General features: G+C 63.4%; 24 protein-coding genes. 9 read left to right on the forward strand and 15 right to left on the reverse strand.

Translation table 11 applies throughout. The annotated features are described in order from the left end of the window. Window positions 1-108: 108 nt before the first annotated feature. Window positions 109-1,308, reverse strand: a complete 1,200-nt coding sequence (tyrS, locus tag ACNFH5_RS00005) for a tyrosine--tRNA ligase (protein ID WP_416743316.1) — start codon at window positions 1,306-1,308, stop codon at window positions 109-111. 182 nt (window positions 1,309-1,490) lie between these two features. Between tyrS and ACNFH5_RS00010 the strand changes: the two genes are divergently transcribed. Continuing rightward, window positions 1,491-2,936 (forward strand): peptidoglycan DD-metalloendopeptidase family protein, encoded by a 1,446-nt coding sequence (locus ACNFH5_RS00010; protein WP_416743318.1) that lies wholly within the window; start codon window positions 1,491-1,493, stop codon window positions 2,934-2,936. A gap of 3 nt (window positions 2,937-2,939) precedes the next feature. Continuing rightward, a complete protein-coding gene (locus ACNFH5_RS00015) occupies window positions 2,940-4,031 on the forward strand; it encodes an anhydro-N-acetylmuramic acid kinase (protein WP_416743320.1) in 1,092 nt (363 codons plus the stop codon). A gap of 57 nt (window positions 4,032-4,088) precedes the next feature. On the opposite strand, the gene erpA is transcribed toward ACNFH5_RS00015, so the two are convergent. Both erpA and argC read right to left on the reverse strand, forming a co-directional pair. Next, entirely contained in the window at window positions 4,089-4,439 is a 351-nt protein-coding gene (gene erpA / locus ACNFH5_RS00020) for an iron-sulfur cluster insertion protein ErpA (RefSeq protein ID WP_045212604.1), read from the reverse strand. Window positions 4,440-4,575: 136 nt separating this feature from the next. Continuing rightward, complete coding sequence (gene argC / locus ACNFH5_RS00025) at window positions 4,576-5,610, reverse strand: N-acetyl-gamma-glutamyl-phosphate reductase (protein WP_416743322.1); 1,035 nt, start codon at window positions 5,608-5,610, stop codon at window positions 4,576-4,578. Window positions 5,611-5,869: 259 nt separating this feature from the next. Between argC and hemJ the strand changes: the two genes are divergently transcribed. The 4 genes from hemJ to ACNFH5_RS00045 all read left to right on the forward strand — a co-directional run bounded on the left by hemJ (window position 5,870) and on the right by ACNFH5_RS00045 (window position 9,333). Continuing rightward, entirely contained in the window at window positions 5,870-6,295 is a 426-nt protein-coding gene (hemJ, locus tag ACNFH5_RS00030) for a protoporphyrinogen oxidase HemJ (protein WP_416743323.1), read from the forward strand. Between the two features lie 19 nt (window positions 6,296-6,314). Next, a complete protein-coding gene (locus tag ACNFH5_RS00035) occupies window positions 6,315-7,283 on the forward strand; it encodes an NAD(P)H-dependent flavin oxidoreductase (RefSeq protein WP_416743325.1) in 969 nt (322 codons plus the stop codon). A 105-nt stretch (window positions 7,284-7,388) separates the two neighbouring features. Then, window positions 7,389-8,489, forward strand: a complete 1,101-nt coding sequence (locus ACNFH5_RS00040) for a DUF805 domain-containing protein (protein ID WP_416743327.1) — start codon at window positions 7,389-7,391, stop codon at window positions 8,487-8,489. A 55-nt stretch (window positions 8,490-8,544) separates the two neighbouring features. Continuing rightward, window positions 8,545-9,333 carry an SDR family NAD(P)-dependent oxidoreductase gene (locus ACNFH5_RS00045; protein ID WP_416743329.1) on the forward strand — a complete coding sequence of 263 codons (789 nt, stop codon included), beginning with the start codon at window positions 8,545-8,547 and terminating at the stop codon, window positions 9,331-9,333. Between the two features lie 7 nt (window positions 9,334-9,340). Here ACNFH5_RS00045 and ACNFH5_RS00050 read toward each other — a convergent pair whose 3' ends face one another. Beyond that, a complete protein-coding gene (locus ACNFH5_RS00050) occupies window positions 9,341-10,822 on the reverse strand; it encodes an AAA family ATPase (protein ID WP_416743331.1) in 1,482 nt (493 codons plus the stop codon). 93 nt (window positions 10,823-10,915) lie between these two features. On the opposite strand from ACNFH5_RS00050, the gene ACNFH5_RS00055 reads away from it, so the two are divergent. Next, a complete protein-coding gene (locus ACNFH5_RS00055; protein WP_416743333.1) occupies window positions 10,916-11,254 on the forward strand; it encodes a histidine triad nucleotide-binding protein in 339 nt (112 codons plus the stop codon). 101 nt (window positions 11,255-11,355) lie between these two features. Next, a complete protein-coding gene (gene coq7 / locus ACNFH5_RS00060) occupies window positions 11,356-12,003 on the forward strand; it encodes a 2-polyprenyl-3-methyl-6-methoxy-1,4-benzoquinone monooxygenase (RefSeq protein WP_081520755.1) in 648 nt (215 codons plus the stop codon). Between the two features lie 175 nt (window positions 12,004-12,178). On the opposite strand, the gene speD is transcribed toward coq7, so the two are convergent. Further along, window positions 12,179-12,973 carry an adenosylmethionine decarboxylase gene (speD, locus tag ACNFH5_RS00065; protein WP_138525630.1) on the reverse strand — a complete coding sequence of 265 codons (795 nt, stop codon included), beginning with the start codon at window positions 12,971-12,973 and terminating at the stop codon, window positions 12,179-12,181. Window positions 12,974-13,199: 226 nt separating this feature from the next. After that, the gene (locus tag ACNFH5_RS00070) at window positions 13,200-13,622 is read right to left on the reverse strand and encodes an OsmC family protein (protein ID WP_015475289.1); all 423 of its coding nucleotides are present in this window, start codon (window positions 13,620-13,622) and stop codon (window positions 13,200-13,202) included. Between the two features lie 375 nt (window positions 13,623-13,997). Between ACNFH5_RS00070 and crp the strand changes: the two genes are divergently transcribed. Beyond that, on the forward strand, window positions 13,998-14,645 hold the full coding sequence (gene crp, locus ACNFH5_RS00075) for a cAMP-activated global transcriptional regulator CRP (protein WP_024763566.1): 648 nt from the start codon (window positions 13,998-14,000) through the stop codon (window positions 14,643-14,645). 143 nt (window positions 14,646-14,788) lie between these two features. Here the strand turns inward: crp and trpC are convergent, their stop codons facing one another. The 9 genes from trpC to ACNFH5_RS00120 all read right to left on the reverse strand — a co-directional run bounded on the left by trpC (window position 14,789) and on the right by ACNFH5_RS00120 (window position 20,924). Next, a complete protein-coding gene (gene trpC, locus ACNFH5_RS00080) occupies window positions 14,789-15,625 on the reverse strand; it encodes an indole-3-glycerol phosphate synthase TrpC (protein WP_416743335.1) in 837 nt (278 codons plus the stop codon). Further along, window positions 15,622-16,671 (reverse strand): anthranilate phosphoribosyltransferase, encoded by a 1,050-nt coding sequence (trpD, locus tag ACNFH5_RS00085; protein WP_416743337.1) that lies wholly within the window; start codon window positions 16,669-16,671, stop codon window positions 15,622-15,624. The genes trpC and trpD overlap by 4 nt, the downstream gene beginning before the upstream one ends. Then, on the reverse strand, window positions 16,668-17,264 hold the full coding sequence (locus ACNFH5_RS00090) for an aminodeoxychorismate/anthranilate synthase component II (RefSeq protein ID WP_416743339.1): 597 nt from the start codon (window positions 17,262-17,264) through the stop codon (window positions 16,668-16,670). Before ACNFH5_RS00090 ends, trpD begins: the two co-directional genes overlap by 4 nt. Before the next feature lie 317 nt (window positions 17,265-17,581). Further along, a complete protein-coding gene (locus tag ACNFH5_RS00095; RefSeq protein ID WP_416743341.1) occupies window positions 17,582-17,833 on the reverse strand; it encodes a hypothetical protein in 252 nt (83 codons plus the stop codon). After that, window positions 17,830-18,186, reverse strand: coding sequence for a hypothetical protein (locus ACNFH5_RS00100; protein ID WP_416743343.1), 357 nt, complete (start codon window positions 18,184-18,186; stop codon window positions 17,830-17,832). Before ACNFH5_RS00100 ends, ACNFH5_RS00095 begins: the two co-directional genes overlap by 4 nt. Next, window positions 18,183-18,812, reverse strand: coding sequence for a glycoside hydrolase family 19 protein (locus ACNFH5_RS00105; RefSeq protein ID WP_416743345.1), 630 nt, complete (start codon window positions 18,810-18,812; stop codon window positions 18,183-18,185). Before ACNFH5_RS00105 ends, ACNFH5_RS00100 begins: the two co-directional genes overlap by 4 nt. Before the next feature lies 1 nt (window position 18,813). After that, the gene (locus ACNFH5_RS00110) at window positions 18,814-19,818 is read right to left on the reverse strand and encodes a phage late control D family protein (RefSeq protein WP_416743347.1); all 1,005 of its coding nucleotides are present in this window, start codon (window positions 19,816-19,818) and stop codon (window positions 18,814-18,816) included. 55 nt (window positions 19,819-19,873) lie between these two features. Continuing rightward, window positions 19,874-20,086 (reverse strand): tail protein X, encoded by a 213-nt coding sequence (locus ACNFH5_RS00115; protein WP_416743349.1) that lies wholly within the window; start codon window positions 20,084-20,086, stop codon window positions 19,874-19,876. Then, window positions 20,055-20,924, reverse strand: coding sequence for a phage tail protein (locus ACNFH5_RS00120; protein WP_416743351.1), 870 nt, complete (start codon window positions 20,922-20,924; stop codon window positions 20,055-20,057). Before ACNFH5_RS00120 ends, ACNFH5_RS00115 begins: the two co-directional genes overlap by 32 nt.

The raw sequence follows: 20,924 nt of genomic DNA on the forward strand, positions 1-20,924 counted from the left end.
AATCTCTGTAAGTACTTGATTTTCAAGTTCTTTCAGCGCTTCGTCGCTGGGAGTGGTGCGCATTATAGGGAGTTTAAATGGGCCGTCAACGACTAATTTAAACTTTCTTCACTCAGCGACCAGGGAGACGCGAGCGAAGGCCTTCTTGCCCGCCTGCAGCACATGGGTAGCGCCGATCTCGAAGACAAAGCTGCGATCCACGACCTCACCATCCACACGCACACCGCCAGACGACAGCAGATCGCGAGCGACGGCAGAGTTCTTCACCAGGCCTGCCTTATTAAGGACAGCGCCAATCGGCAGGTCTTCTGCAGCAGCGACTTCCACTTCCGGCAGATCTTCCGGCAGCTCGCCCTCTTTAAGACGGTTACCTGCAGACTTGTGCGCCGAAGCAGCCGCCTCTTCGCCATGGAAGCGAGCCACAATCTCTTCGGCCAGTTTGATCTTGATGTCGCGCGGGTTGGCGCCAGCCTCGACGTCTTTCCTGAAGCCTTCGATCTCTTCCATGGAGCGGAAGCTCAGCAACTCGAAATAGCGCCACATCAGAGTGTCCGGGATGGAGACCAGCTTGCTGTACATGACGCCCGGCGCTTCCTGGATGCCGATGTAGTTCCCCAGGGACTTGGACATCTTCTTGACGCCATCCAGGCCTTCGAGCAGCGGCATGGTCAGGATGCACTGAGGCTCCTGCTCATAGGCGCGCTGCAGCTCGCGCCCCATCAGCAGGTTGAATTTCTGGTCGGTGCCGCCGAGCTCGACATCTGCACGCAGGGCCACCGAGTCGTAGCCCTGAACCAGCGGATAAAGGAACTCGTGAATGGCGATGGACTGATTACTGGCATAGCGTTTGCTGAAATCATCGCGTTCCAGCATACGAGCAACGGTGTACTGGGAAGCCAGACGAATGAAATCAGCGGGGGAAAGCTGGTCCATCCAGGTGGAATTGAAGGCTACTTCAGTCTTCGCGGGGTCAAGAATCTTGAAGACCTGGGCCTTGTACGTTTCAGCGTTGTCGAGAACCTGCTCGCGAGTGAGGGGTGGGCGGGTAACACTTTTCCCGCTGGGGTCACCGATCATCCCAGTGAAGTCGCCGATCAGGAAGATGACCTGATGGCCCAGGTCCTGGAACTGACGCAGCTTATTAATAAGGACGGTATGACCCAGGTGCAGGTCCGGAGCGGTCGGGTCGAAGCCGGCCTTGATACGCAGGGGCTGGCCGCGCTTGAGCTTTTCGATCAGCTCGGCTTCCACGAGAATTTCGTCTGCTCCACGCTTGATCAGCGCCAGCTGCTCTTCGACCGACTTCATTGCAGGTTCCTGTACGTTGCGAATTGCGAAAGGGAACCAACGATACAAGAACAGGCACTAAAAACAAGTTTTGCCCAGCGCCAGAGGACATGACGTCAGAAGCCCGACATCAGGGTTGCTTCAGAGGGAATTTGGTTATATTTTAGGCAGTTATTTCACATTCCAAAAACACCACTCACGCCATGACGCAATCCGATCAGAAAGCGCCGTACTACCCGAAGAGCCATCTGCTGGCCGCAAGCGGTGTAGCAGCGCTCCTCAGCCTGGCTCTGCTGGTGTTCCCCTCGGCCGAGGTCGAGGCGAAGAAGACCACGCTCAACCTTGAGCTGGAAAACGGCACCGAGCAGATTCTCCAGGAAAAAGACGATCTTCGACCCAATTCGGTCACGGAAGACGACGGCTCTTCGCCTTTTGCACAGATAGAAGGCCAGCCGGACGACCAGAACAGCGCCGGAAAAGACGCGGAAAAGAAGAACGATCTCGCCGATTCGAAGCAGCAACCCTCCCCCTCCGCTCCCGCAGATCCTGCGTGGAAGAGCGTGACCGTGGGCAAGGGCGACACTCTTTCCAACGTGTTCGCGAAGGCCGGCCTGCCGGCGAACGCCGTGCACGACATGCTTGCCGCCAACAAGGACGCCAAGCAGTTCACCCGTCTTGATGTCGGCCAGGACGTGGACTTCCTCATCGGCTCCAACGGCGAGTTGCAGGGCCTGAAGGTCAAGCGCAGCGATCTTGAAACCATCAGCCTGGCCAAGTCCGCCAAGGGCTATGACTTCAAGCGCGACCTGGTGAAGCCCTCGGTCCACGCCAACTATGCCCACGGTCGCATCGACAGTTCGCTGTTCGTTGCTGGCCGTAATGCCGGCCTGTCCCATGACCTGATCATGTCGATGGCCAACGTTCTGGGCTACGACATCGACTTCGCCCAGGATATTCGCGAGGGCGACGAGTTCGATGTGATCTACGAATCCCAGCAGGTGAAGGGCAAGCAGGTCGGCACCGGCAGCATCCTGGCTGTACGCTTCGTCAACCGCGGCAAGGAATACACCGCGGTGCGCTACACCAACAAACAGGGCAACACCAGCTACCTGCGCGCCGACGGCAGCAGCATGCGCAAGGCGTTCATCCGCACTCCGGTGGACTTCGCTCGCATCAGCTCGCGCTTCTCGATTGGGCGTTTCCACCCGATCCTGAACAAGATTCGTGCACACAAGGGGGTGGATTACGCAGCCCCCATCGGCACGCCGATCAAGGCAACTGGCGACGGCAAGATTCTCGAAGCCGGCCGCAAGGGTGGTTACGGCAACGCCGTGGTGATCCAGCACGGCCAGCGCTATCGCACCGTTTACGGCCATATGAGCCGCTTCGCCAAGGGCATCCGCTCCGGCGTGGCAGTGAAGCAGGGGCAGATCATCGGTTATGTCGGCATGACTGGCCTGGCCACCGGCCCGCACCTGCATTACGAGTTCCAGGTCAACGGCCAGCACGTCGACCCGCTGAGCGCCAAGCTGCCCACAGCCGACCCGCTGAGCGGTCCGGAGCGCAAGCGCTTCCTGGCTCAGACCCAACCGCTGATCGCGCGCATGGACCAGGAGAAAGCAACCTTCCTGGCCCTGAACAAGCGCTGAGCCATGCCGCTCTATCTGGGGGTGATGTCCGGTACCAGTCTCGACGGACTGGACATTGCCCTGATCGAGCAGGGCGAGCAGACCACCCTGCTCGCCTCCCACTACCTCCCGATGCCTGCGGCACTCCGCGCCGACCTCCTGGCACTCTGCTCCTCCGGCCCTGACGAAATCGCCCGCTCCGCCCTCGCGGAAAACAGCTGGGTACGCCTGGCTGCACAGGGCATCAACGAACTCCTCGCCCGCGAGAAGCTGAGCGCCAGCGCCATTCGCGCCATTGGCAGCCACGGCCAGACCATTCGCCATGAGCCGCATCTGGGCTTCACCGTGCAGATCGGCAACCCGGCGCTGCTCGCCGAGCTGGCCGGCATCGACGTAGTGGCCGACTTCCGCCGTCGCGACGTAGCCGCCGGCGGCCAGGGCGCACCATTGGTACCCGCCTTTCACCGCGCACTGTTCGGTAGCGATGATCGAGAGTGCGCCATCCTCAACGTGGGCGGATTCAGCAACGTATCGCTGCTCGGGCCTGGCAAGCCGGTTCGCGGATTCGACTGCGGCCCCGGCAACGTGCTGCTGGATGCCTGGATTCAGGAGCAGCGTGGCGAAGCCTACGACCGCGACGGCGCCTGGGCTGCCAGTGGCAGTATCGATCAGGCGCTGCTGCGAAAGATGCTGGCTGATGACTTCTTTGCCGCCAAAGGCCCGAAGAGCACCGGGCGCGAGCGCTTCAACCTGAATTGGCTGAACGCGATCCTGGCCAAGCATGGTCCCGTCAAAAGCGAGGATGTGCAGGCATCCCTGCTTGAGCTGACCGCCCAAAGCATCGCCGCGGCACTATTGGATGCGCAGCCCGGCTGCGAGGAAGTGGTGGTTTGCGGTGGCGGCGCCTTCAATACGACGCTGATGCAGCGACTGGCCGCGCACATGCCTGGCGCCAGGGTGATCAGCAGCCTCGATCGCGGCGTTCCGCCGGAGTGGATGGAAGCCATGGCCTTCGCCTGGCTGGCCCATCGTTTTCTCGAGCGCGAGCCCGGAAACTGCCCGGAAGTCACGGCCGCGACGGGGCCGCGCATTCTTGGCGCGCACTATCCAACCTGATCCGACGGCACCAACAAAAACGCCGCGCAATTGCGCGGCGTTTTCATATCAACGGCATCAGATCGAGAAGGACTGACCGCAGCCGCAGGTGGTCGCTGCGTTCGGGTTCTTGATGACGAACCGCGAACCTTCGAGGCCTTCCTGGTAGTCCACTTCCGCACCGGCGAGGTACTGGAAGCTCATCGGGTCGACCACGAGGTTGACGCCATCGCGCTCGACGATCGTGTCGTCGTCCGCGGTGTCTTCATCGAAGGTGAACCCGTACTGGAAGCCCGAACAGCCACCGCCCGTGACGAACACCCGCAGCTTGAGGCGCGGATTGCCTTCTTCGTCGATCAGGTTCTTCACCTTGTTCGCAGCGCCTTGCGAGAACATCAGCGGAGTGGGGGTGAAGGTTTCGATGGTCATGGTGAAAACTCTCCCGGCCGAAGCCGTACGTTACAACATTGCGGACCATTATCCGCTTACCCCAGAAAAACGGTCAACTAATCCGACTCATCCATTGGTCCAGATCAATTGGCCGCCTTTCCGGGGCAGTCTTTCCTCAAGGCAGCAGCGCGACGTTGGACAGGCCCAGGTGCTCGTCCAGGCCGAACAGGATGTTCATGTTCTGGATCGCCTGGCCGGACGCACCTTTCACCAGGTTGTCGATCACCGACAGGATCACCACAAGGTCGCCGCCCTGCGGACGGTGCACCGCGATGCGACAGACATTGGCGCCACGCACGCTACGGGTTTCCGGATGGCTGCCGGCCGGCATCACGTCGACGAACGGCTCGTTGGCATAGCGCTCTTCATACAGTTTCTGCAGATCGATACCACGGTCGGCCACGCGTGCGTACAGCGTCGCGTGGATCCCGCGGATCATCGGGGTCAGGTGCGGCACGAAGGTCAGGCCAACATCGCCCTTGGCCGCGCGACGCAGGCCCTGGCTGATTTCAGGCAGGTGACGGTGGCCTTTCACCGAATACGCCATCATGCTCTCGCCGGCTTCGCAGAACAGCGAACCGACCTTGGCACCACGGCCGGCACCGCTGACGCCGGACTTGCAGTCGGCGATCAGTTGACTGGCATCGGCCAGGCCATTCTCCAGCAGCGGAATGAAGCCGAGCTGAGTGGCAGTCGGGTAGCATCCTGGAACGGCGATCAGGCGTGCGGATTTGATGGCCTCGCGGTTCACTTCCGGCAGGCCGTAGACGGCCTCGGGCAGCAGATCCGGAGCACCGTGGGGCTGGCCGTACCACTTGGCCCATTCCTCGGCGTCCTGCAGGCGGAAGTCCGCGGAGAGGTCGATCACGCGGGTACCCGTTGCCAGCAGTTCGCCGGCCAGCGCATGGGCCACGCCGTGCGGAGTGGCGAAGAACACCACATCGCATTCGCCCAGACGCTTCACGTCCGGCACGCTGAAGGCCAGGCCGTCATAGTGGCCTCGCAGGTTCGGGTACATATCGGCGACTTTCACGCCCTCCTCGGAACGCGAGGTAATCACCTCGACGCAAGCCTGGGGATGCTGCGCCAGCAGGCGCAGCAGTTCCACGCCCGTATAACCCGTACCGCCTACGATACCGACCTTGATCATCTGCCTGTCACTCCACCTATGGGGCCAAATTCAGGGGCAGTCATGATATGAGCCGCTGCCCCCGCTGAACAGAGCGAATCAGCCTGAATTGAGGGTTACGCGGCGCGAGCGTTTCGTCTTTCCGATCAGGGGCAACTGGCCGCTCTGCGATACCGATTGACGCAGGCAGGCGATCTTTCCTACGCAGCCGCCGCCACAGGGATGACGGCATTGCACGGCGCCACTACTATCGGCTCTACCGTGATCCGAGGAAGTCCCGATGCTTTATCTGTGGTTGAAAGCCTTTCACATCATTGCCGTAGTCTGCTGGTTCGCCGGCCTCTTCTACCTCCCGCGCCTGTTCGTCTACCACGCCATGAGCGAGGACGCCGCCAGCCGCGAGCGCTTCTGCATCATGGAGCGCAAGCTTTACCGCGGCATCATGGGGCCGTCGATGATCCTCACCCTCGTGCTTGGTGCCTGGATGCTTTACCTCAATCCGGCTTGGCTGACCCAGGGCTGGATGCACGCCAAGCTGACCCTGGTCGTCCTGCTGATCGGCTACCACCACGCCTGCGGCGCCATGCTCAAGCGCTTCGCCCGTGGCGAGAGCGGCCGCAGCCATGTGTTCTACCGCTGGTTCAACGAAGTGCCGGTGCTGTTCCTGCTCGCCATCGTGATCCTGGTGGTCGTCAAACCCTTCTGACCCCGACAAGGAGACTGTCATGTCCCTGCCCGCCCTGCTCGACCGCCGCCTGCGCATTCCCCTGGTGGCGGCACCGATGTTCCTGGTCTCCAACCCGCAACTGGTGCTGGCCTGCTGCAAGAGCGGCATCGTCGGCAGCTTCCCGGCGCTGAACCAGCGCGAGAGCAGCGGCTTCAAGGCCTGGCTGGAAGAGATCGAGGCGGGGCTGGCCGCCGACCCGCAGGCCGCGCCCTATGCGGTGAACCTGATCGTCCACAACACCAACCCACGCCTGCAGGAGGACCTGAAGCTCTGCGTAGAGCACAAGGTGCCCATCGTCATCACCAGCCTGGGCGCGGTGCGCGAGGTGGTGGACGCCGTGCACAGCTATGGCGGCCTGGTATTCCATGACGTGACTACCCGCCGGCATGCCGAGAAAGCGGCGGAGGCGGGCGTCGACGGCCTGATCGCCGTGGCCGCTGGCGCCGGTGGCCATGCTGGCACCTGGAGCCCCTTCGCACTGATCGCCGAAATCCGCCAGTTCTTCGACAAGACCCTGCTGCTGGCCGGCTGCATCAACCATGGCCACGAAATCCTTGCCGCCCAGGTATTGGGGGCCGACCTGGCCTACCTTGGCACCCGTTTCATCGCCACCCGCGAAAGCGCCGCGTCCGAGGACTACAAGCACATGCTGCTCGACGCCCGCGCCTCTGACATCATCCATACGCCCGCCGTTTCCGGCGTGCCAGCCAGTTTCATGCGGCAGAGCCTGGAGGCCGCCGGCTTCGACATGCAACGGCTGAACGACAAGGGCGCGCTCAACTACGGTGAAAAGCTCAAGCCGGTGAGCGACGAGGCCAAGGCCTGGAAGACCGTGTGGTCCGCCGGCCAAGGCGTCGGCGATATCCGCGACCTGCCCGCGGTGGGCGACCTGATCGCCCGGCTGGACCACGAGTACCGCCAGGCCCTGACACGCAGCGCCGGCCTGTCCAACCAACTGCTGGTCTGAGCTGCGGCACCGCTCACGATATATCCGCCGGGGCTGCTTGTTGGCCCCCGGCGGCCCGATTACGCTGTAGCGATTCCAACATAGCCAGAAGACAAGGATGCCCCGATGGATCAATCCCGCTTCAAGATCGTGTTCGACGGCGCGCTGATGCCGCAGACCCCTCTGGAAACCGCCAAGGAAAACCTCGCCCGCCTGTTCAAGAGCGACGCCTCGAAAATCGAAGCGCTGTTCAGCGGCCAGCCGGTCGTGCTCAAGCGCGATCTGTCCGGCGACGAAGCCGACAAGTACCTGCGCGCGCTCCATGGTGCCGGCGCCAACGCCCGCAAGGAAGCCGAAGGCGTTGCCGGTTTCAGCCTGGTGGAAACCGACGACCACCCCAGCGAGTCGACTCTGGCGGCCCGCGCCGCCGGTGAAGCTGCCAGCAACGAGCGGATGACCTGCCCCAAGTGTGGGCATGAACAGGCCAGCTCTATCGAGTGCAGCGCCTGCGGCATCGTCATCGAGAAGTATCTGGCGCGTCAGGCAGAACTGGCAGCCAATCCGGTGCCCACCACCGCGGCGCCAACCGCGAACGCAACGGCCTCTCCCTACGCTCCGCCCCAAGCACAGGTCGGCGACGACCTACCGGAATTCGGCGAACTGAAGGTCCGCAGCCTGTCCGGCCGGATCGGCCGCGTGCGCTACCTCGGCTGGTCCGCCGCACTGTCCTTCATCGTCTTTGGTGCTTACCTGGTCGCCAGTCTGCTGATGGCCGTCTCGCTGCCACTGGGCGTAGCCGCCATTGCTGCGGTGGTCATCGCCGCCATGGTCTTCAGCGTGCCCATCGGCGTGCAGCGCCTGCATGACCTGGGCTGGTCCGGCTGGCTCTGGCTCGCCCTGCTGGTGCCCTTCGTCAACGTGGTCCTCAGCCTGCTGATGCTGTTCATGCCCGGCGAGCAGACCGCCAACCGCTTCGGTCCGCCGCCGCCGCCCAACAGCACCGGCGTCAAGGTCCTGGCCTTCTCCTGGCTGCTGTTCCCGGTGTTTGGCGGTATCCTCGCCGCCATCGCGATCCCCGCCTACCAGAGCTACGTCGAGCGTGCCCAAGCAGCGCAAGCCTCGCAGTACCAGCAAGGCGACGAAGCTGCCGATCCGGCAGCCACCGCGGAGCCCTCTGACGGCGACTTCAGCAGTGGCGATACCGAAGGCGGCGACTCGGATCAGTAATGCAACAACCCGTGGCGGGCGTGGTCGAACGCCACCCCGTCACAGAGACTCCTGAATGCCTCGTTTTGCCCTCATCACCGGCGCTTCCAGCGGTATCGGCCTGGCCCTGGCCGAAGCCCTCGCCCGCCGGGGCCAGGCACTGATCCTGGTAGCACGCCAGCGCGATGCACTGGAAACGGCCGCCTGCGAGTTGTCTCAGCGTTTCGGGGTGGAAGTACTGTTCCGCGTCTGCGATCTGTCCGAGCCGTTGCAGATTTCCGGCCTGCTGCACGAGCTGGAGCAGAGCGGGCGGCAAATCGAGCTGCTGGTGAACAATGCGGGCATCGGCACCTCCGGCGCCTTCCTCGACCAGGACTGGTCGCGCGAGCAGGAACTGCTGGAGCTCAATGTCCTGGCCCTGGCACGCCTGTGCCACGGCATCGGCGCGATGATGGAACGAACCGGCGGCGGACGGATTCTCAACGTCGCCTCCATGGCCAGCCTGCTGCCCGGCCCCTGGATGAGCAGCTACTACGCCAGCAAGGCGTTCGTGCTGCACTTCTCGGAGGGGTTGCGCGAAGAACTCAAGGGCCGCGGCATCAAGGTTTCCGTGCTGTGCCCGGGGCCGACCCGCACGGCCTTCTACCGCAATGCCGACATGCGCCTGGGCAAGCTCGATGACGGCAAGCGCGTCATGTCGCCCGAGGAAGTGGCCTTCCTGGCCGTGAAAGCGCTGCGTCGCGCGCCCGCTCTCATCATCCCCGGTTGGCGCAACCGCCTGTTCGCCTGCGGCGTGCGCCTACTGCCGCGCTGGCTCATGCGCAAGCTGGCCGGACGTATCAATCGCCTGGCGCTGGCCAGCTGACCGGCACTCAGTCCGCGCGCACGGTACGGCCGTCCGCCCACTGGCGCAGCGCGGCCAGTTCCTCCGCCATGACCACCGACAAGGGCGCGGTACGGCGGATTTCCTCCAGCAACAGCGTCTGGTCCACCGCCTTCTGTCGTGCCTGTGCGGCATAGAAGGCGCCGACCACTGCCTGCTCGATCTCCGCACCCGAGAAACCGTCTGCCGCTTCGGCCAGTTCGCCCAGATCGAACTGCGCCACCTCCAGCTCACGACGCACGAGGTGGATGCGAAAAATGTCCATCCGCACGGCATGATCCGGCAGGTCGACGAAGAACAGCTCGTCGAAGCGCCCCTTGCGCACCAGCTCCGGCGGCAGGCGATCGATGGCGTTGGCGGTGGCCACCATGAATACCGGCGCCTTGCGCTCGGCCATCCAGGTCAGCAGCGTGGCCAGAACGCGCTGACTGACGCCGTTGTCCTGGTCACCGGTGGCCACGCCTTTTTCGATTTCGTCCGCCCAGAGCACGCAGGGCGCCATGCTGTCGGCCAGGCGTAGCGCTTCACGCAGGTTGCGCTCGGTCTCGCCGAAGTACTTGTTGTAGAGGCTGCCGAAGTCCAGGCGCAGCAGCGGCAGGCCCCAGAGACCCGCGATCGCCTTGGCTGCCAGGCTCTTGCCACCGCCCTGAACACCGACCAGCAGCACGCCCTTGGGCAGGTCCTTGTCCTTGCCTTCGGTGAATGCGCTCTGCCGCTCGCCCAGCCAACGCTTGAGGCTGGCCAGCCCGCCGACTTCGGCAAAGCGCGCGGTATCGTGCTCGAAGCTGAGCACGCCATCGAGATTGAGCAGCTCGAACTTGGTGCGGTTGAGCTCGGGCAAGTCTTCCTGGGTGATCGCCCCATCGTTGCAGATCACGCTGCGCGCCAACAGCCGCGCCTCACCGTGAGTGAGTCCGCGCAGGTTCTTCACCACCTGGCGCAGCGTTCGGTTGTCCGTGCGCACGCGCGCGCCTTTATTGCGCTCGCTCCAGCGGCTCGCTTCCTCGCGTACCAGCCCGACCAGTTCATCCTCGGAAGGCAGCGACAAGGCAAAGCGCGCGGCGAAGCGCTGGACCTCGGCGGGCAATTTCAATGCATGGGAAACCAGCACCACTGTGGGGCGGAAATTTCCCTCGGCCATGGCGATCTCCTTGAGCAGACGCACGGCACGCGGGTTATCCACCAGATAGGGATGCAGATCGCAGAGCACATAGAGGTTCGGCTGCGGATCGGCCTTGATCAGGCGCAGTGCATTCTCGGCCTCACGGCTGTCGCCCTCGCCCTGGGGCTCGCCACCAAAGCCGAGGCGCTGCAGACCTTCGGTTGCCGACCACAGCTGCAGGTTGAGCCCACGCCGTACCGCCAGGCCGGTCAGGGTCTCCAGCACACGAGGTTCGTCCCAGGACTCGATGACGATCAGCTTGACCCTGGAATCGAGCACCAGGCCCAGGTCATGGATATCGTTCTGCACGCTTGCTCCTTGCATTGACCGGCCCGGAACTGGGCGCGGTGGTCGACGGCCGCTAAACTCGTGCTCCTGACCACACGACTGGAGGAGCATTTCGTGGACTGTCTGTTCTGCAAGATCGTCGCCGGGGACATTCCCGCGCGCAAGCTCTATGAAGATGAGCAGGTGATTGCCTTCCACGACATTGGCCCGCAGGCGCCAGTGCATTTCCTGGTAATCCCGAAGAAGCACATCTCGACGCTCAATGACCTGACCGAGGTAGACAAGCCGCTGGCTGGGCACATCCTCTTCACCGCCCAGCGCCTGGCCAGGGAACAAGGCTGCGACGAGGGCTTCCGTGTGGTGATGAACTGCAACGACCTGGGCGGCCAGACCGTGCACCATATCCACATGCACGTGCTGGGTCAGCGCCAGATGCATTGGCCGCCGGGCTGATCGCCGAGCAATCGACAAGAAGACGCTGCGCGCACCTCGGCAAGACCTGTCATCCGCCATCCGGTAAACTGCCGGGCGAATGTTCCTTCCGGAGGTGCGCCATGTCCGCCGACCGTCACTACTCCCCCGCCGACCGCTTCCTGCTGCAGGCCGATGCCGCGCTGCGCACCCTGCTGCCTTTCAGTGGCCATCCGGGGCGCCCGTCCCCCGCCATCGTCCAGCCGGATGCCGAGCTCAGCGACACCGATGCCCGCCACGTGGCCGGCCTGATGCGCATCAACCATACCGGCGAGGTCTGCGCGCAGGCGTTGTACCAGGGCCAGGCGCTGACCGCCAAGCTGCCGAAGGTGCGCAAGGCCATGGAAGAAGCCGCCGACGAGGAAGTCGACCATCTCGCCTGGTGCGAACAGCGCATCCGCGAACTGGGCAGCCGCCCGAGCGTGCTCAACCCGATCTTCTACGGCCTGTCGTTCGGCGTCGGCGCTGCTGCCGGGCTGATCAGCGACCGGGTCAGCCTGGGCTTTGTCGCCGCCACCGAAGATCAGGTGTGCAAGCACCTGGACGAACACCTGGCGGAAATCCCCGCCGAGGACCAGAAGTCCCGCGCCATTCTCGAGCAGATGCGCGAGGACGAGGAGCACCACGCCACCAGCGCCATCGAGGCCGGCGGCCTGCGCTTCCCGGCGCCGGTGAAGTTCGGTATGACCCTGCTGTCCAAGGTGATGACCAAGTCCACCTACCGGATCTGATCCGGCCGACAAAAAAAGGGGCGCCCAGTGGGCGCCCCTTTTTCGTTTCTACTGTCGAGCGTTGCGAGCGCAGGAGAGACAAGGCGAAAAGTCAGGATGAAAGCGGAGTTTGCTGCAGCAAATGAGCATTTCAGCCCGGCTTTTCAACGCCGTGTCTCCCAGCGCAGTAGCTCGATCAGCGCGGCATGTTGCGCGCGTAGAAGATCTCCAGCATTTCGTGCCGTACGCGCTCCTCCACCTGCTTGCGCTGCTCGGGCGACAGGTTGCGGGTCGCGTCACCGAACAGGTAGTTGTCCAGGTCGAACTCCTTGAGCAGCATCTTGGTGTGGAACAGGTTCTCCTGGTACACGTTCACGTCGGTCATCTGATAGGCCTCGTACGTGTCGTCGGAGAGATAGTTCTGGATCGAGTTGATCTCGTGGTCGATGAAGTGCTTCTTGCCTTCCACATCGCGGGTGAAGCCGCGCACGCGGTAATCCACGGTGACGATGTCCGAATCGAATTGGTGGATGAGGTAGTTGAGCGCTTTCAGCGGCGAGATAACGCCGCAAGTCGACACATCGATGTCCACCCGGAAGGTCGCGATGCCTTCCACCGGATGAATCTCCGGATAGGTGTGCACGGTGATATGGCTCTTGTCGAGGTGCGCCAGGATGGTTTCCGGTAGCGGCCCCGGGGATTCCTCGATCTGGCTGTCAGTCGGGGTGACCGGCTGCTCGGAGATCAGGATGGTTACGCTGGCGCCTTGCGGATCGTAATCCTGACGAGCGATGTTCAGGATGTTTGCGCCAATGATGTCGACAACATCGGTGAGGATCTGCGTGAGTCGTTCAGCATCGTACTCTTCGTCGATGTACTGCACGTAAGCCTGCTGGTCTTCAGGCGTCTCGGCATAGCAGATGTCATAGATGTTGAAGCTCAAGGTCTTCGTCAGGTTGTTGAACCCGTGGAGCTTGAGTTTGCTTTTCACCGTGGGATAACTCTCGTCAAATGCGGCTCTGCCGCGTGGTTGAGCATGCCCGTCAGATGCGTACGGCGGCACCTGCGTAGGACGGTTTACACCTCTTCGCGATGGCGATTGTGGTTGCTTGGTTTCGGGCCGAATGGCCCTGAAAAAAGGTGGCGCATTATGCAGAGGTCAGTCGACCTCTGCCAGAGTTTGCGCACCCTTGATGATGAAAGGATGAAGGTGCCTGTCAGCCCAGTTCCACAATCTCGTAGTCGTGGGTGATCTCGACGCCGGCACGGCCGAGCATGATCGAGGCGGAGCAGTACTTCTCGGCCGACAGCTCGACCGCGCGCTTGACCTGCGCTTCCTTCAGACCACGGCCCTTGACCACGAAGTGCACGTGGATCTTGGTGAACACCTTCGGGTCCTCGTCGGCACGCTCTGCTTCAAGGAAGGCTTCGCAGCTTTCCACTGGCTGGCGGCCCTTCTTCAGGATGCTGACCACGTCGAAGTTGGTGCAGCCGCCCAGACCGAGCAGGAGCATCTCCATCGGGCGCACGCCCAGGTTGCGGCCACCGGCGTCTGGCGGACCATCCATCACCACGACGTGGCCACTGCCGGATTCGCCGAGGAACATCGCCTCGCCCGCCCACTGGATTCGCGCTTTCATTGCAAGGAACTCCGCCGGAAAAAAAAGGGGCGACAGCTTATCACAGGCCCCTAGCACGCCCAGTGGGAGCGACGGCTGTTACCCAGGTCTCATTTCCACACGGCAAGTATGCATTTATCACTTAAGCTGGCGCCGGTTTACTGGCACACTCTCGGAAATTGCCTACACGAACGTTCCAGACTTCCAATTGCTGGTAACACGACGTCTGTTAAGCTCTTGCGGATTTACGTTCACGCAAGAATGCTCAGCTAGGCAATCGCCGCCCTGCGGATCGAGGGGGATCGAGCCAGGGACGCACGGCACTACAGCTGGTCATAACAAATCATTAGCGCCTGTTGTGCAAAGGCCACTTTTTCTACTTTCCGGGACTCGGGCATGGTAGCTATTACCCTCACACCCAAAATAAAGAACCTCGACAAGTTGCTCGCGCACTGTCATCGCCGCCGCTTCACCGCCAAGAGCACCATCATCTACGCCGGTGACCGCTGCGAGAGCCTGTTCTTCATCATCAAGGGGTCGGTAACCGTCCTGATCGAGGATGACGATGGCCGCGAGATGATCATCGGATACCTCAATACCGGCGATTTCTTCGGGGAGATGGGGCTCTTCGAGAAGGAAGGCAGTACCGGCCAGGAGCGTAGCGCCTGGATTCGCGCCAAGACCGAATGCGAAGTCGCTGAGATCAGCTATGCGAAGTTCCGCGAACTGAGCCAGCAGGACCCGGAGATTCTCTTCACCCTCGGCAGCCAGATGGCGGACCGCCTGCGCAAAACCACGCGCAAGGTCGGTGACCTGGCCTTCCTCGACGTCACCGGTCGTGTCGCGCGCACCCTGCTGGACCTGTGCCAGCAGCCGGACGCCATGACCCACCCGGACGGCATGCAGATCAAGATCACCCGTCAGGAAATCGGCCGTATCGTCGGCTGCTCCCGCGAGATGGTCGGTCGCGTGCTCAAGAGCCTGGAGGAGCAGGGTCTGGTACACGTGAAGGGCAAGACCATGGTGGTCTTCGGCACCCGCTGAAGAAACGCCAGAAAACAAAAAAGCCGGCAATTGCCGGCTTTTTTGTTGCCCTGATTCTGTAGGAGCGAGCTTGCTCGCGAACATTACAAGGCCACTACTGCGCCTGGGCAGTTCGCGAGCAAGCTCTCTCCTACAAAGAGCTGTCAGTCCGGATCGGCGCCCAGCTTGACCTTGCTGCGCTCGGGGAAGAACAGGCGCTTGAGCTCGGTGCCCGGCTCGTCGGCACGCATGAAGGCTTCGCCGACCAGGAAGCCGAACACATCGCTGACTTCCATCAGCTCGACATCGGCGCGATTGAGGATGCCGCTTTCGGTAATCACCATGCGCTCGCGCGGGATTTCCGGCAGCAGGTCCAGGGTGGTCTCCAGGCTCACCTCGAAGGTGTGCAGGTTGCGGTTGTTGATGCCGACCAGCGGAGTGTCCAGGGTCTTCAGCGCGCGCTCCAGTTCCGGTGCGTCATGCACTTCCACCAGCACGTCGAGGCCGACGTCCTTGGCCACCGAGGCCAGCTCGGCCATGCGCACGTCATCCAGCGCCGAGACGATCAGCAGGATGCAGTCGGCGCCGATGGCACGGGCTTCCACCACCTGGTACGGGTCGATCATGAAGTCCTTGCGGATCACCGGCAGCGAGCAGGCCGCGCGGGCTTCCTTCAGGTAGGCGTCGCTACCGAGGAAGAAGTCGATGTCGGTCAGCACCGAGAGGCAGGCAGCGCCACCTTCCTCGTAGCTGCGGGCGATATCGGCAGGGTCGAAGTTCTCGCGCAGGATGCCCTTGCTCGGCGAAGCCTTCTTCACCTCGGCGATCACTGCCGGCTCGCGGCGCTTGGCGCGCTCCAGCAGGGCGTTGGCGAAACCACGCGGAGCATCGGCCGCACGCGCCAGTTGTTCCACCTCCGCAAAGGCGACACGGGCGCGGCGTTCGGCGACTTCTTCGGCCTTGCGGGCCAGGATCTTCTGCAGAACCGTCGGCACACTCACTGTGCGTTCTCCTCTCGGTAAACGGCGGTGAAGGCCGCCAGCTCTTCCATCTTCTCCCGCGCCAGCCCCGTGTGCAGGGCGTCGTGGGCCAATTGCATGCCTTCGTGCAGGCTGGTGGCCAGGTCTGCCGCGTAGAGCGCGGCGCCAGCGTTGAGCACGATCAGCTCGGCGGCCTTCTGCCCGGCCTCGGTCTTGCGTCGGCCCAAGGCGTCACGGATCAGCTCCAGCGACTGCTGCGGGCTGTCCACGGTCAGACCGATCAGGCTCTCGCTCTTGATGCCGAAGTCTTCGGGCTGCACTTCGTATTCGGTGACCACGCCGTCTTTCAGTTCGGCGACATGGGTCGGCGCGGCGAGACTGAACTCATCCAGTCCATCGCGGGAATGCACCACCAGGATGTGCTCACTGCCCAGGCGCTTGAGCACTTCGGCCAGCGGACGGCACAGCGCCTGGCTGAACACGCCGACCACCTGGTGCTTCACGCCGGCCGGGTTGGTCAGCGGGCCGAGCATGTTGAACAGGGTACGCAGGCCCAGCTCGCGGCGCGGGCCGGCGGCATGTTTCATGGCCTTGTGGTGGACCTGGGCGAACATGAAGCCGACGCCGACGGTCTCGATGCAGCGCTTCACCTGGACGGGTTTGAGGTCCAGGTAAATGCCGGCTGCTTCCAGCAGGTCGGCGCTGCCGCTCTTGCCGGAAACCGCACGGTTACCGTGCTTGGCGACCTTGCCGCCCGCTGCGGCGACCACGAAGGCCGCCGCCGAGGATACGTTGAAGATGTTCGCGCCATCGCCGCCGGTGCCGACCACATCGACCACGTGCTTCAAGCTGTCCAGCTCGACCTGGTCGGCCAGCTCGCGCATCACTGCCACGGCGCCGACGATCTCGTCGATGGTCTCGCTCTTCATCCGCATGCCCATGAGGAAGGCGCCGATCTGCGCGTCGGTGCACTGCCCGGTCATGATCTCGCGCATGACGTCCTGCATTTCCTCGGTGGTCAGGTCCAGCTGGTTGACCACGCGGCTGAGGGCTTCCTTGATATTCATGCGCGCACCCCGCCGGTCTGCTTGAGGAAGTTGGCCAGCATCTCGTGGCCCTGTTCGGAGAGGATCGACTCGGGGTGGAACTGCACGCCTTCGACGTTCAGCGTCTTGTGGCGCAGGCCCATGATCTCGTCGACCGAGCCGTCTTCCAGCGCTGTCCAGGCGGTGATTTCCAGGCAGTCGGGCAGCGTCTCGCGCTTTACCACCAGGGAGTGGTAACGGGTCTGGGTCAACGGATTGTTCAGGCCGGTAAACACGCCCAGGTCCTTGTGGAACACCGGGCTGACCTTGCCGTGCATGACCTGGCGGGCACGTACCACATCGCCGCCGAAGGCCTGGCCGATGGACTGGTGCCCCAGGCACACGCCCAACAGCGGCAGCTTGCCGGCGAAGCGCTCGATGACTTCCAGGGACACGCCCGCCTCGTTCGGCGTGCACGGGCCGGGGGACAGGACGATGCGTTCGGGATTGAGAGCGGCGATCTCGTCGACGCTCAGCTCGTCATTGCGAATGACGTGGATGTCGGCCTTCAACTCGGCGAAGTACTGCACCAGGTTGTAGGTGAAGGAGTCGTAGTTATCGATCATCAGCAGCATGTCTGCTCGAACCTCATGATTGCACTGCTTTCGGATCGCGCCATCGTCGACACCCGTTGCGGCCTCGCAGGCTGCGCGAATCTGGCGATTATGCCAGCGGATGGAAGAAATGGACGCGTAAGAAGAGACCGGCGCTATGCCGGGAAAGAAGGAATCAGGCGCGCCAGCGCCAACGGGCGAATGCCTTGAGGAGGGAGGTGATGATGCGGGTGCGGTGGATCACGGTTGCGGTCTCGCCTAGCGATGGCCGAACAGTAGCCCAAGGCCGGGCGCCAGCGCAATACGCGTGGCGCCCCTGCCGACGAAGGTAGGAAGTTTCAGCGGCACGCGTCGAGGGCCGCGCGCAGGCGGGTTTCGTAGGCGAGGCGCTGCTGCCGCTCGGCCAGCAGCGCGCGCACCTTGGTTTGCAGATCGTCCGCCGGGCGCAGGTTGGCGGTGGCGAAGCGAGGGGGCTCGATGGCCGGCGCCCGGCACGGTACCGGGACAGGGATTCGGATTGCCACGGGCTGCGTTGCGGTCGTGGCGCAGCCGGCAAGCCATAGCGGAAGGGTCAGCGCCAGCCATCTCATGGCAACAGCTCCCGGTCGATCAGCTCGCGCACCACGGCGCACTCCTCGCCCTGGCTGCGCCCCAGCAGAAGCCGGCTGGCGGCCGCTTCGTGGCTCTCTGCCTGCTCGCGGGCCGCCGCCAGGGCTCGCTCAGCGGTTTCAGCGCGCTGACGAGCCGTTTGTTCCAGCGCCACGACCTGCTCGTTCTGCAGCGCCAGCCTCGCCTCCAACGCCTTGCCCACCTCGCTGCAGCGCGCCTGGTCCCGACGCAGGCTCTCCAGTTGCCCGCCATAGAAGCGCGCCGCCAGACAACCTCCAAGGAATCCACCCAGCAGAAAACACGCGATGCCCAGCGCCAGCCAGAAGCGGCTCATGCCAGCACCTCCTGTGCGCGCCGCCATAGCCGAACACGCTCATCCAGGCCATTCAACCCGCCATTGATGCGCCGGGTGATGTCCTCGAAACGCGCCGCGTCGGCCAGTTCGTTGAGCCCATTGCGCTGCCACCACCAGGCGGCGGATCGACATGCCCAGCGCGGCTCCGCCAGCAATTGCGGGCGGGCGACAAAGGGTTGCGCGAGACCTTCGCCGACAGAACGGTAATTGCTCCGCCCGGTCACCTGCAGCAGACCGCGCCCACGGAAGCGCCAGCCATCGCCGGACGCCTCATCGCCATTGCCGTTGCGCCCGGCGTAGACGAGGTTGGCGATGCGCTCCGGCTGGTACGCCACCTCCCGCGCCAGCGCCGTGGGCGAGCCATCGGCGCTGCGAAAGCGCCGCGGCCAGACGGCAGCCAATCGCTGGGCGCTGTAGGTCAGGTTTTCCACACAACGGGTCAGTTGAGCGCTTTCATGGCCGACCTGGGCAATGAAGGCAGCAACGCGCGGCGGCGTGTCGATGCCGAAGTCGCGCATGGCTGCATCGAGCGCTGGCAGAAAAACGCCCGCTACGGGGCGGGCGTTGGGCAGGACCAGCAAGAGCTGGCGTTCGTCGATAAGCATGTCAGCCGCCCTCCCCCGCCTGCGCCTTGCCATCGTTACCGCCATTGCACATCACACGAGTGGTCCAGCCGCCTGCGTCGTAGTGCTGGGTAACGGTATCGACCAGGTAAACGCCGTCGACTCCCGCCTTGAAACCACTCAACTCGACCCGGCACTCGGCAAACAGATCGGTGCGTCCCGGCAGTTGCAGGCGTACGCCGGCGGTCTGCCGGTTGAAGTCCGCCAGGCGCGACCTGGCCAGTTGCTTCGCCGCCGCCTCGTTGGCCTGGACGTGGCGCTCGACGTACTCGGCCTGCACCTTCTTCGGCGCGTTTGGATTGGCCACCGTGACTGTCCGCAGGACGCCATCGGCCCCCTGGTACGGCACGCTCACCTGCGCGACCACCTTGCGATCATCCAGAGTGAAGCTGAAGGAGCTGACGTCTTCGCGCTGGAGCAGAACCCTGTCCAGCGGCTGCCCCGATGCGCTCCGGCCAGCCTGGCGTGGCATGACCAACAGCTTCAGGTCGGCGATCTTCGCCGTACAGTCGTACTGCCGCGCCAACCGGGTAATGAAGTGATAGTCGGACTCGTTGATCTGGTCCGCGCGGACGATCCGCGTCGTCACCTCACACCGGGCTGTCCAGCCGTTGCGGCCGGCGATGCGCTCGACGACCTCCGCCAGCGTCACGTCCTCCCAACTGTCGCTGCGTATGGATTTCGCGACGTTGCGCGAGTCCGCAGACTTGGCCTTGATCACCAGCGTGTCTGGCGCACCGCTGAAAGTGATGGTGTCGACCTTGTAGCGCCCCATCGGTGCTACGCCCGTTTCCGCGTAACCCAGGTACAGCGCCAGCTCTGCGCCGCGCCGAGGCAGTGCCACCGTGCCGGCGCGGTCGTCGAGGGTGAGCGAAAGCGTGTCCGACTCCAGACCGTGTTTATCGGTCACTTCCAAATCGAGCACGCGATCATTGACCTGTGCCGTGATGTCGCGCCCATCGGCGACGATGCGAAAGACAGGTTTCATAGGTCACCCGAATGAAAAAGCCCCGCGCTTGCGGGGCCTGGATGGAACAGCCGAATCAATCCCACAAGCGGACCTGCGGGTTGTCCGGCGCCCCCAGGTCGGGCATGCGGATCAGCACGCCGGCACGCAATGGTTGCGGCTCGTCGGCCAGGCCCGGATTGGCGTTGAGCACCGCCTCCACGCAACCCTTGAGGTGGCCGTAGTGCTGATAGCAGAGCTGATCCAGCACGTCGCCATTACTGCTGCGATACATCGTTGTCGTCGCCATAGCGGCTGAACTCCAGTTCGAAGACTTGATTACGCGGGGCCCCATTAGTGAGCAGAGCACTCTGCGTCTCGGTCACCTTCGTCAGGCACCAGGTTCCCAGGGGATCCCCATAGCCACTGATCAGGCTCACCGGTTTGCCGCTCAAGGCGATTTCGCGCAGCTGGTTCGGAATCTTCCATCCCACGCGCTTACCCGATGCCCGCGACAGGGCCGGCATGAGCTTCGCACTCAGCAGCAGCGTCTCCGAACCAACGCCGACATATTGCAGCGCGCCCCGGCGGCCTAGCCGCGCCTGGTCCTTCCAGGTGAGCTGGCTGGTGCGAGTCGCCGATTCGAAGGGCACCGTGTCGATATTGAAGTAGAATTGGGTCTGCGAACCCAGCACCGTCATGACCAGCAGATGCGGCTGGGGGATCGCGCACATGAAATCACCGGGCGAGGGCTTGGGCGCCAGTACCGAGCTGGGCAGTATCGAACCCAGCGAATCACCGACCTTGCCGATGACCTTGTCCACCGCCTTCCTGGCCCGGTCCACCTGTTCGCCCAGCCCCTGCATGCGCTCATCGATGCCCTTCAAGGCTCGCGTAGCGCTGTTGTAGGTGTTGACCACCTTGTTGACCTTTACCTGCGCGCGCTCGATGCCCTGCATCGCACGCTGCACCTTGCCCGCCATCTCCGGCGTAACACCCGGCAAACCTTCCAGCTCGCCGGCCGCCCCCCGGATTTCACTGACCGCACCGTTTACTGGCGCGATCACCTCGTCCAGATCGCGGCGACCATCCTCGGCCGCCCGGGCGAGCTGCGACAGGCCGTTCTGCATCTGTTGCCAATACGCCAT

This window comes from Pseudomonas sp. NY15435 (assembly GCF_048068295.1).
GTDB lineage: Bacteria > Pseudomonadota > Gammaproteobacteria > Pseudomonadales > Pseudomonadaceae > Pseudomonas.

Bases quoted from the DNA above. Each gene is read 5' to 3' on its own strand.
- tyrS (WP_416743316.1), bottom strand. From the start codon at position 1,308: ATGAAGTCGGTCGAAGAGCAGCTGGCGCTGATCAAGCGTGGAGCAGAC.
- ACNFH5_RS00010 (WP_416743318.1), top strand. From the start codon at position 1,491: ATGACGCAATCCGATCAGAAAGCGCCGTACTACCCGAAGAGCCATCTG.
- ACNFH5_RS00015 (WP_416743320.1), top strand. From the start codon at position 2,940: ATGCCGCTCTATCTGGGGGTGATGTCCGGTACCAGTCTCGACGGACTG.
- erpA (WP_045212604.1), bottom strand. From the start codon at position 4,439: ATGACCATCGAAACCTTCACCCCCACTCCGCTGATGTTCTCGCAAGGC.
- argC (WP_416743322.1), bottom strand. From the start codon at position 5,610: ATGATCAAGGTCGGTATCGTAGGCGGTACGGGTTATACGGGCGTGGAA.
- hemJ (WP_416743323.1), top strand. From the start codon at position 5,870: ATGCTTTATCTGTGGTTGAAAGCCTTTCACATCATTGCCGTAGTCTGC.
- ACNFH5_RS00035 (WP_416743325.1), top strand. From the start codon at position 6,315: ATGTCCCTGCCCGCCCTGCTCGACCGCCGCCTGCGCATTCCCCTGGTG.
- ACNFH5_RS00040 (WP_416743327.1), top strand. From the start codon at position 7,389: ATGGATCAATCCCGCTTCAAGATCGTGTTCGACGGCGCGCTGATGCCG.
- ACNFH5_RS00045 (WP_416743329.1), top strand. From the start codon at position 8,545: ATGCCTCGTTTTGCCCTCATCACCGGCGCTTCCAGCGGTATCGGCCTG.
- coq7 (WP_081520755.1), top strand. From the start codon at position 11,356: ATGTCCGCCGACCGTCACTACTCCCCCGCCGACCGCTTCCTGCTGCAG.
- ACNFH5_RS00070 (WP_015475289.1), bottom strand. From the start codon at position 13,622: ATGAAAGCGCGAATCCAGTGGGCGGGCGAGGCGATGTTCCTCGGCGAA.
- crp (WP_024763566.1), top strand. From the start codon at position 13,998: ATGGTAGCTATTACCCTCACACCCAAAATAAAGAACCTCGACAAGTTG.
- trpD (WP_416743337.1), bottom strand. From the start codon at position 16,671: ATGAATATCAAGGAAGCCCTCAGCCGCGTGGTCAACCAGCTGGACCTG.
- ACNFH5_RS00090 (WP_416743339.1), bottom strand. From the start codon at position 17,264: ATGCTGCTGATGATCGATAACTACGACTCCTTCACCTACAACCTGGTG.
- ACNFH5_RS00095 (WP_416743341.1), bottom strand. From the start codon at position 17,833: ATGAGATGGCTGGCGCTGACCCTTCCGCTATGGCTTGCCGGCTGCGCC.
- ACNFH5_RS00100 (WP_416743343.1), bottom strand. From the start codon at position 18,186: ATGAGCCGCTTCTGGCTGGCGCTGGGCATCGCGTGTTTTCTGCTGGGT.
- ACNFH5_RS00105 (WP_416743345.1), bottom strand. From the start codon at position 18,812: ATGCTTATCGACGAACGCCAGCTCTTGCTGGTCCTGCCCAACGCCCGC.
- ACNFH5_RS00110 (WP_416743347.1), bottom strand. From the start codon at position 19,818: ATGAAACCTGTCTTTCGCATCGTCGCCGATGGGCGCGACATCACGGCA.
- ACNFH5_RS00115 (WP_416743349.1), bottom strand. From the start codon at position 20,086: ATGGCGACGACAACGATGTATCGCAGCAGTAATGGCGACGTGCTGGAT.
- ACNFH5_RS00120 (WP_416743351.1), bottom strand. From the start codon at position 20,924: ATGGCGTATTGGCAACAGATGCAGAACGGCCTGTCGCAGCTCGCCCGG.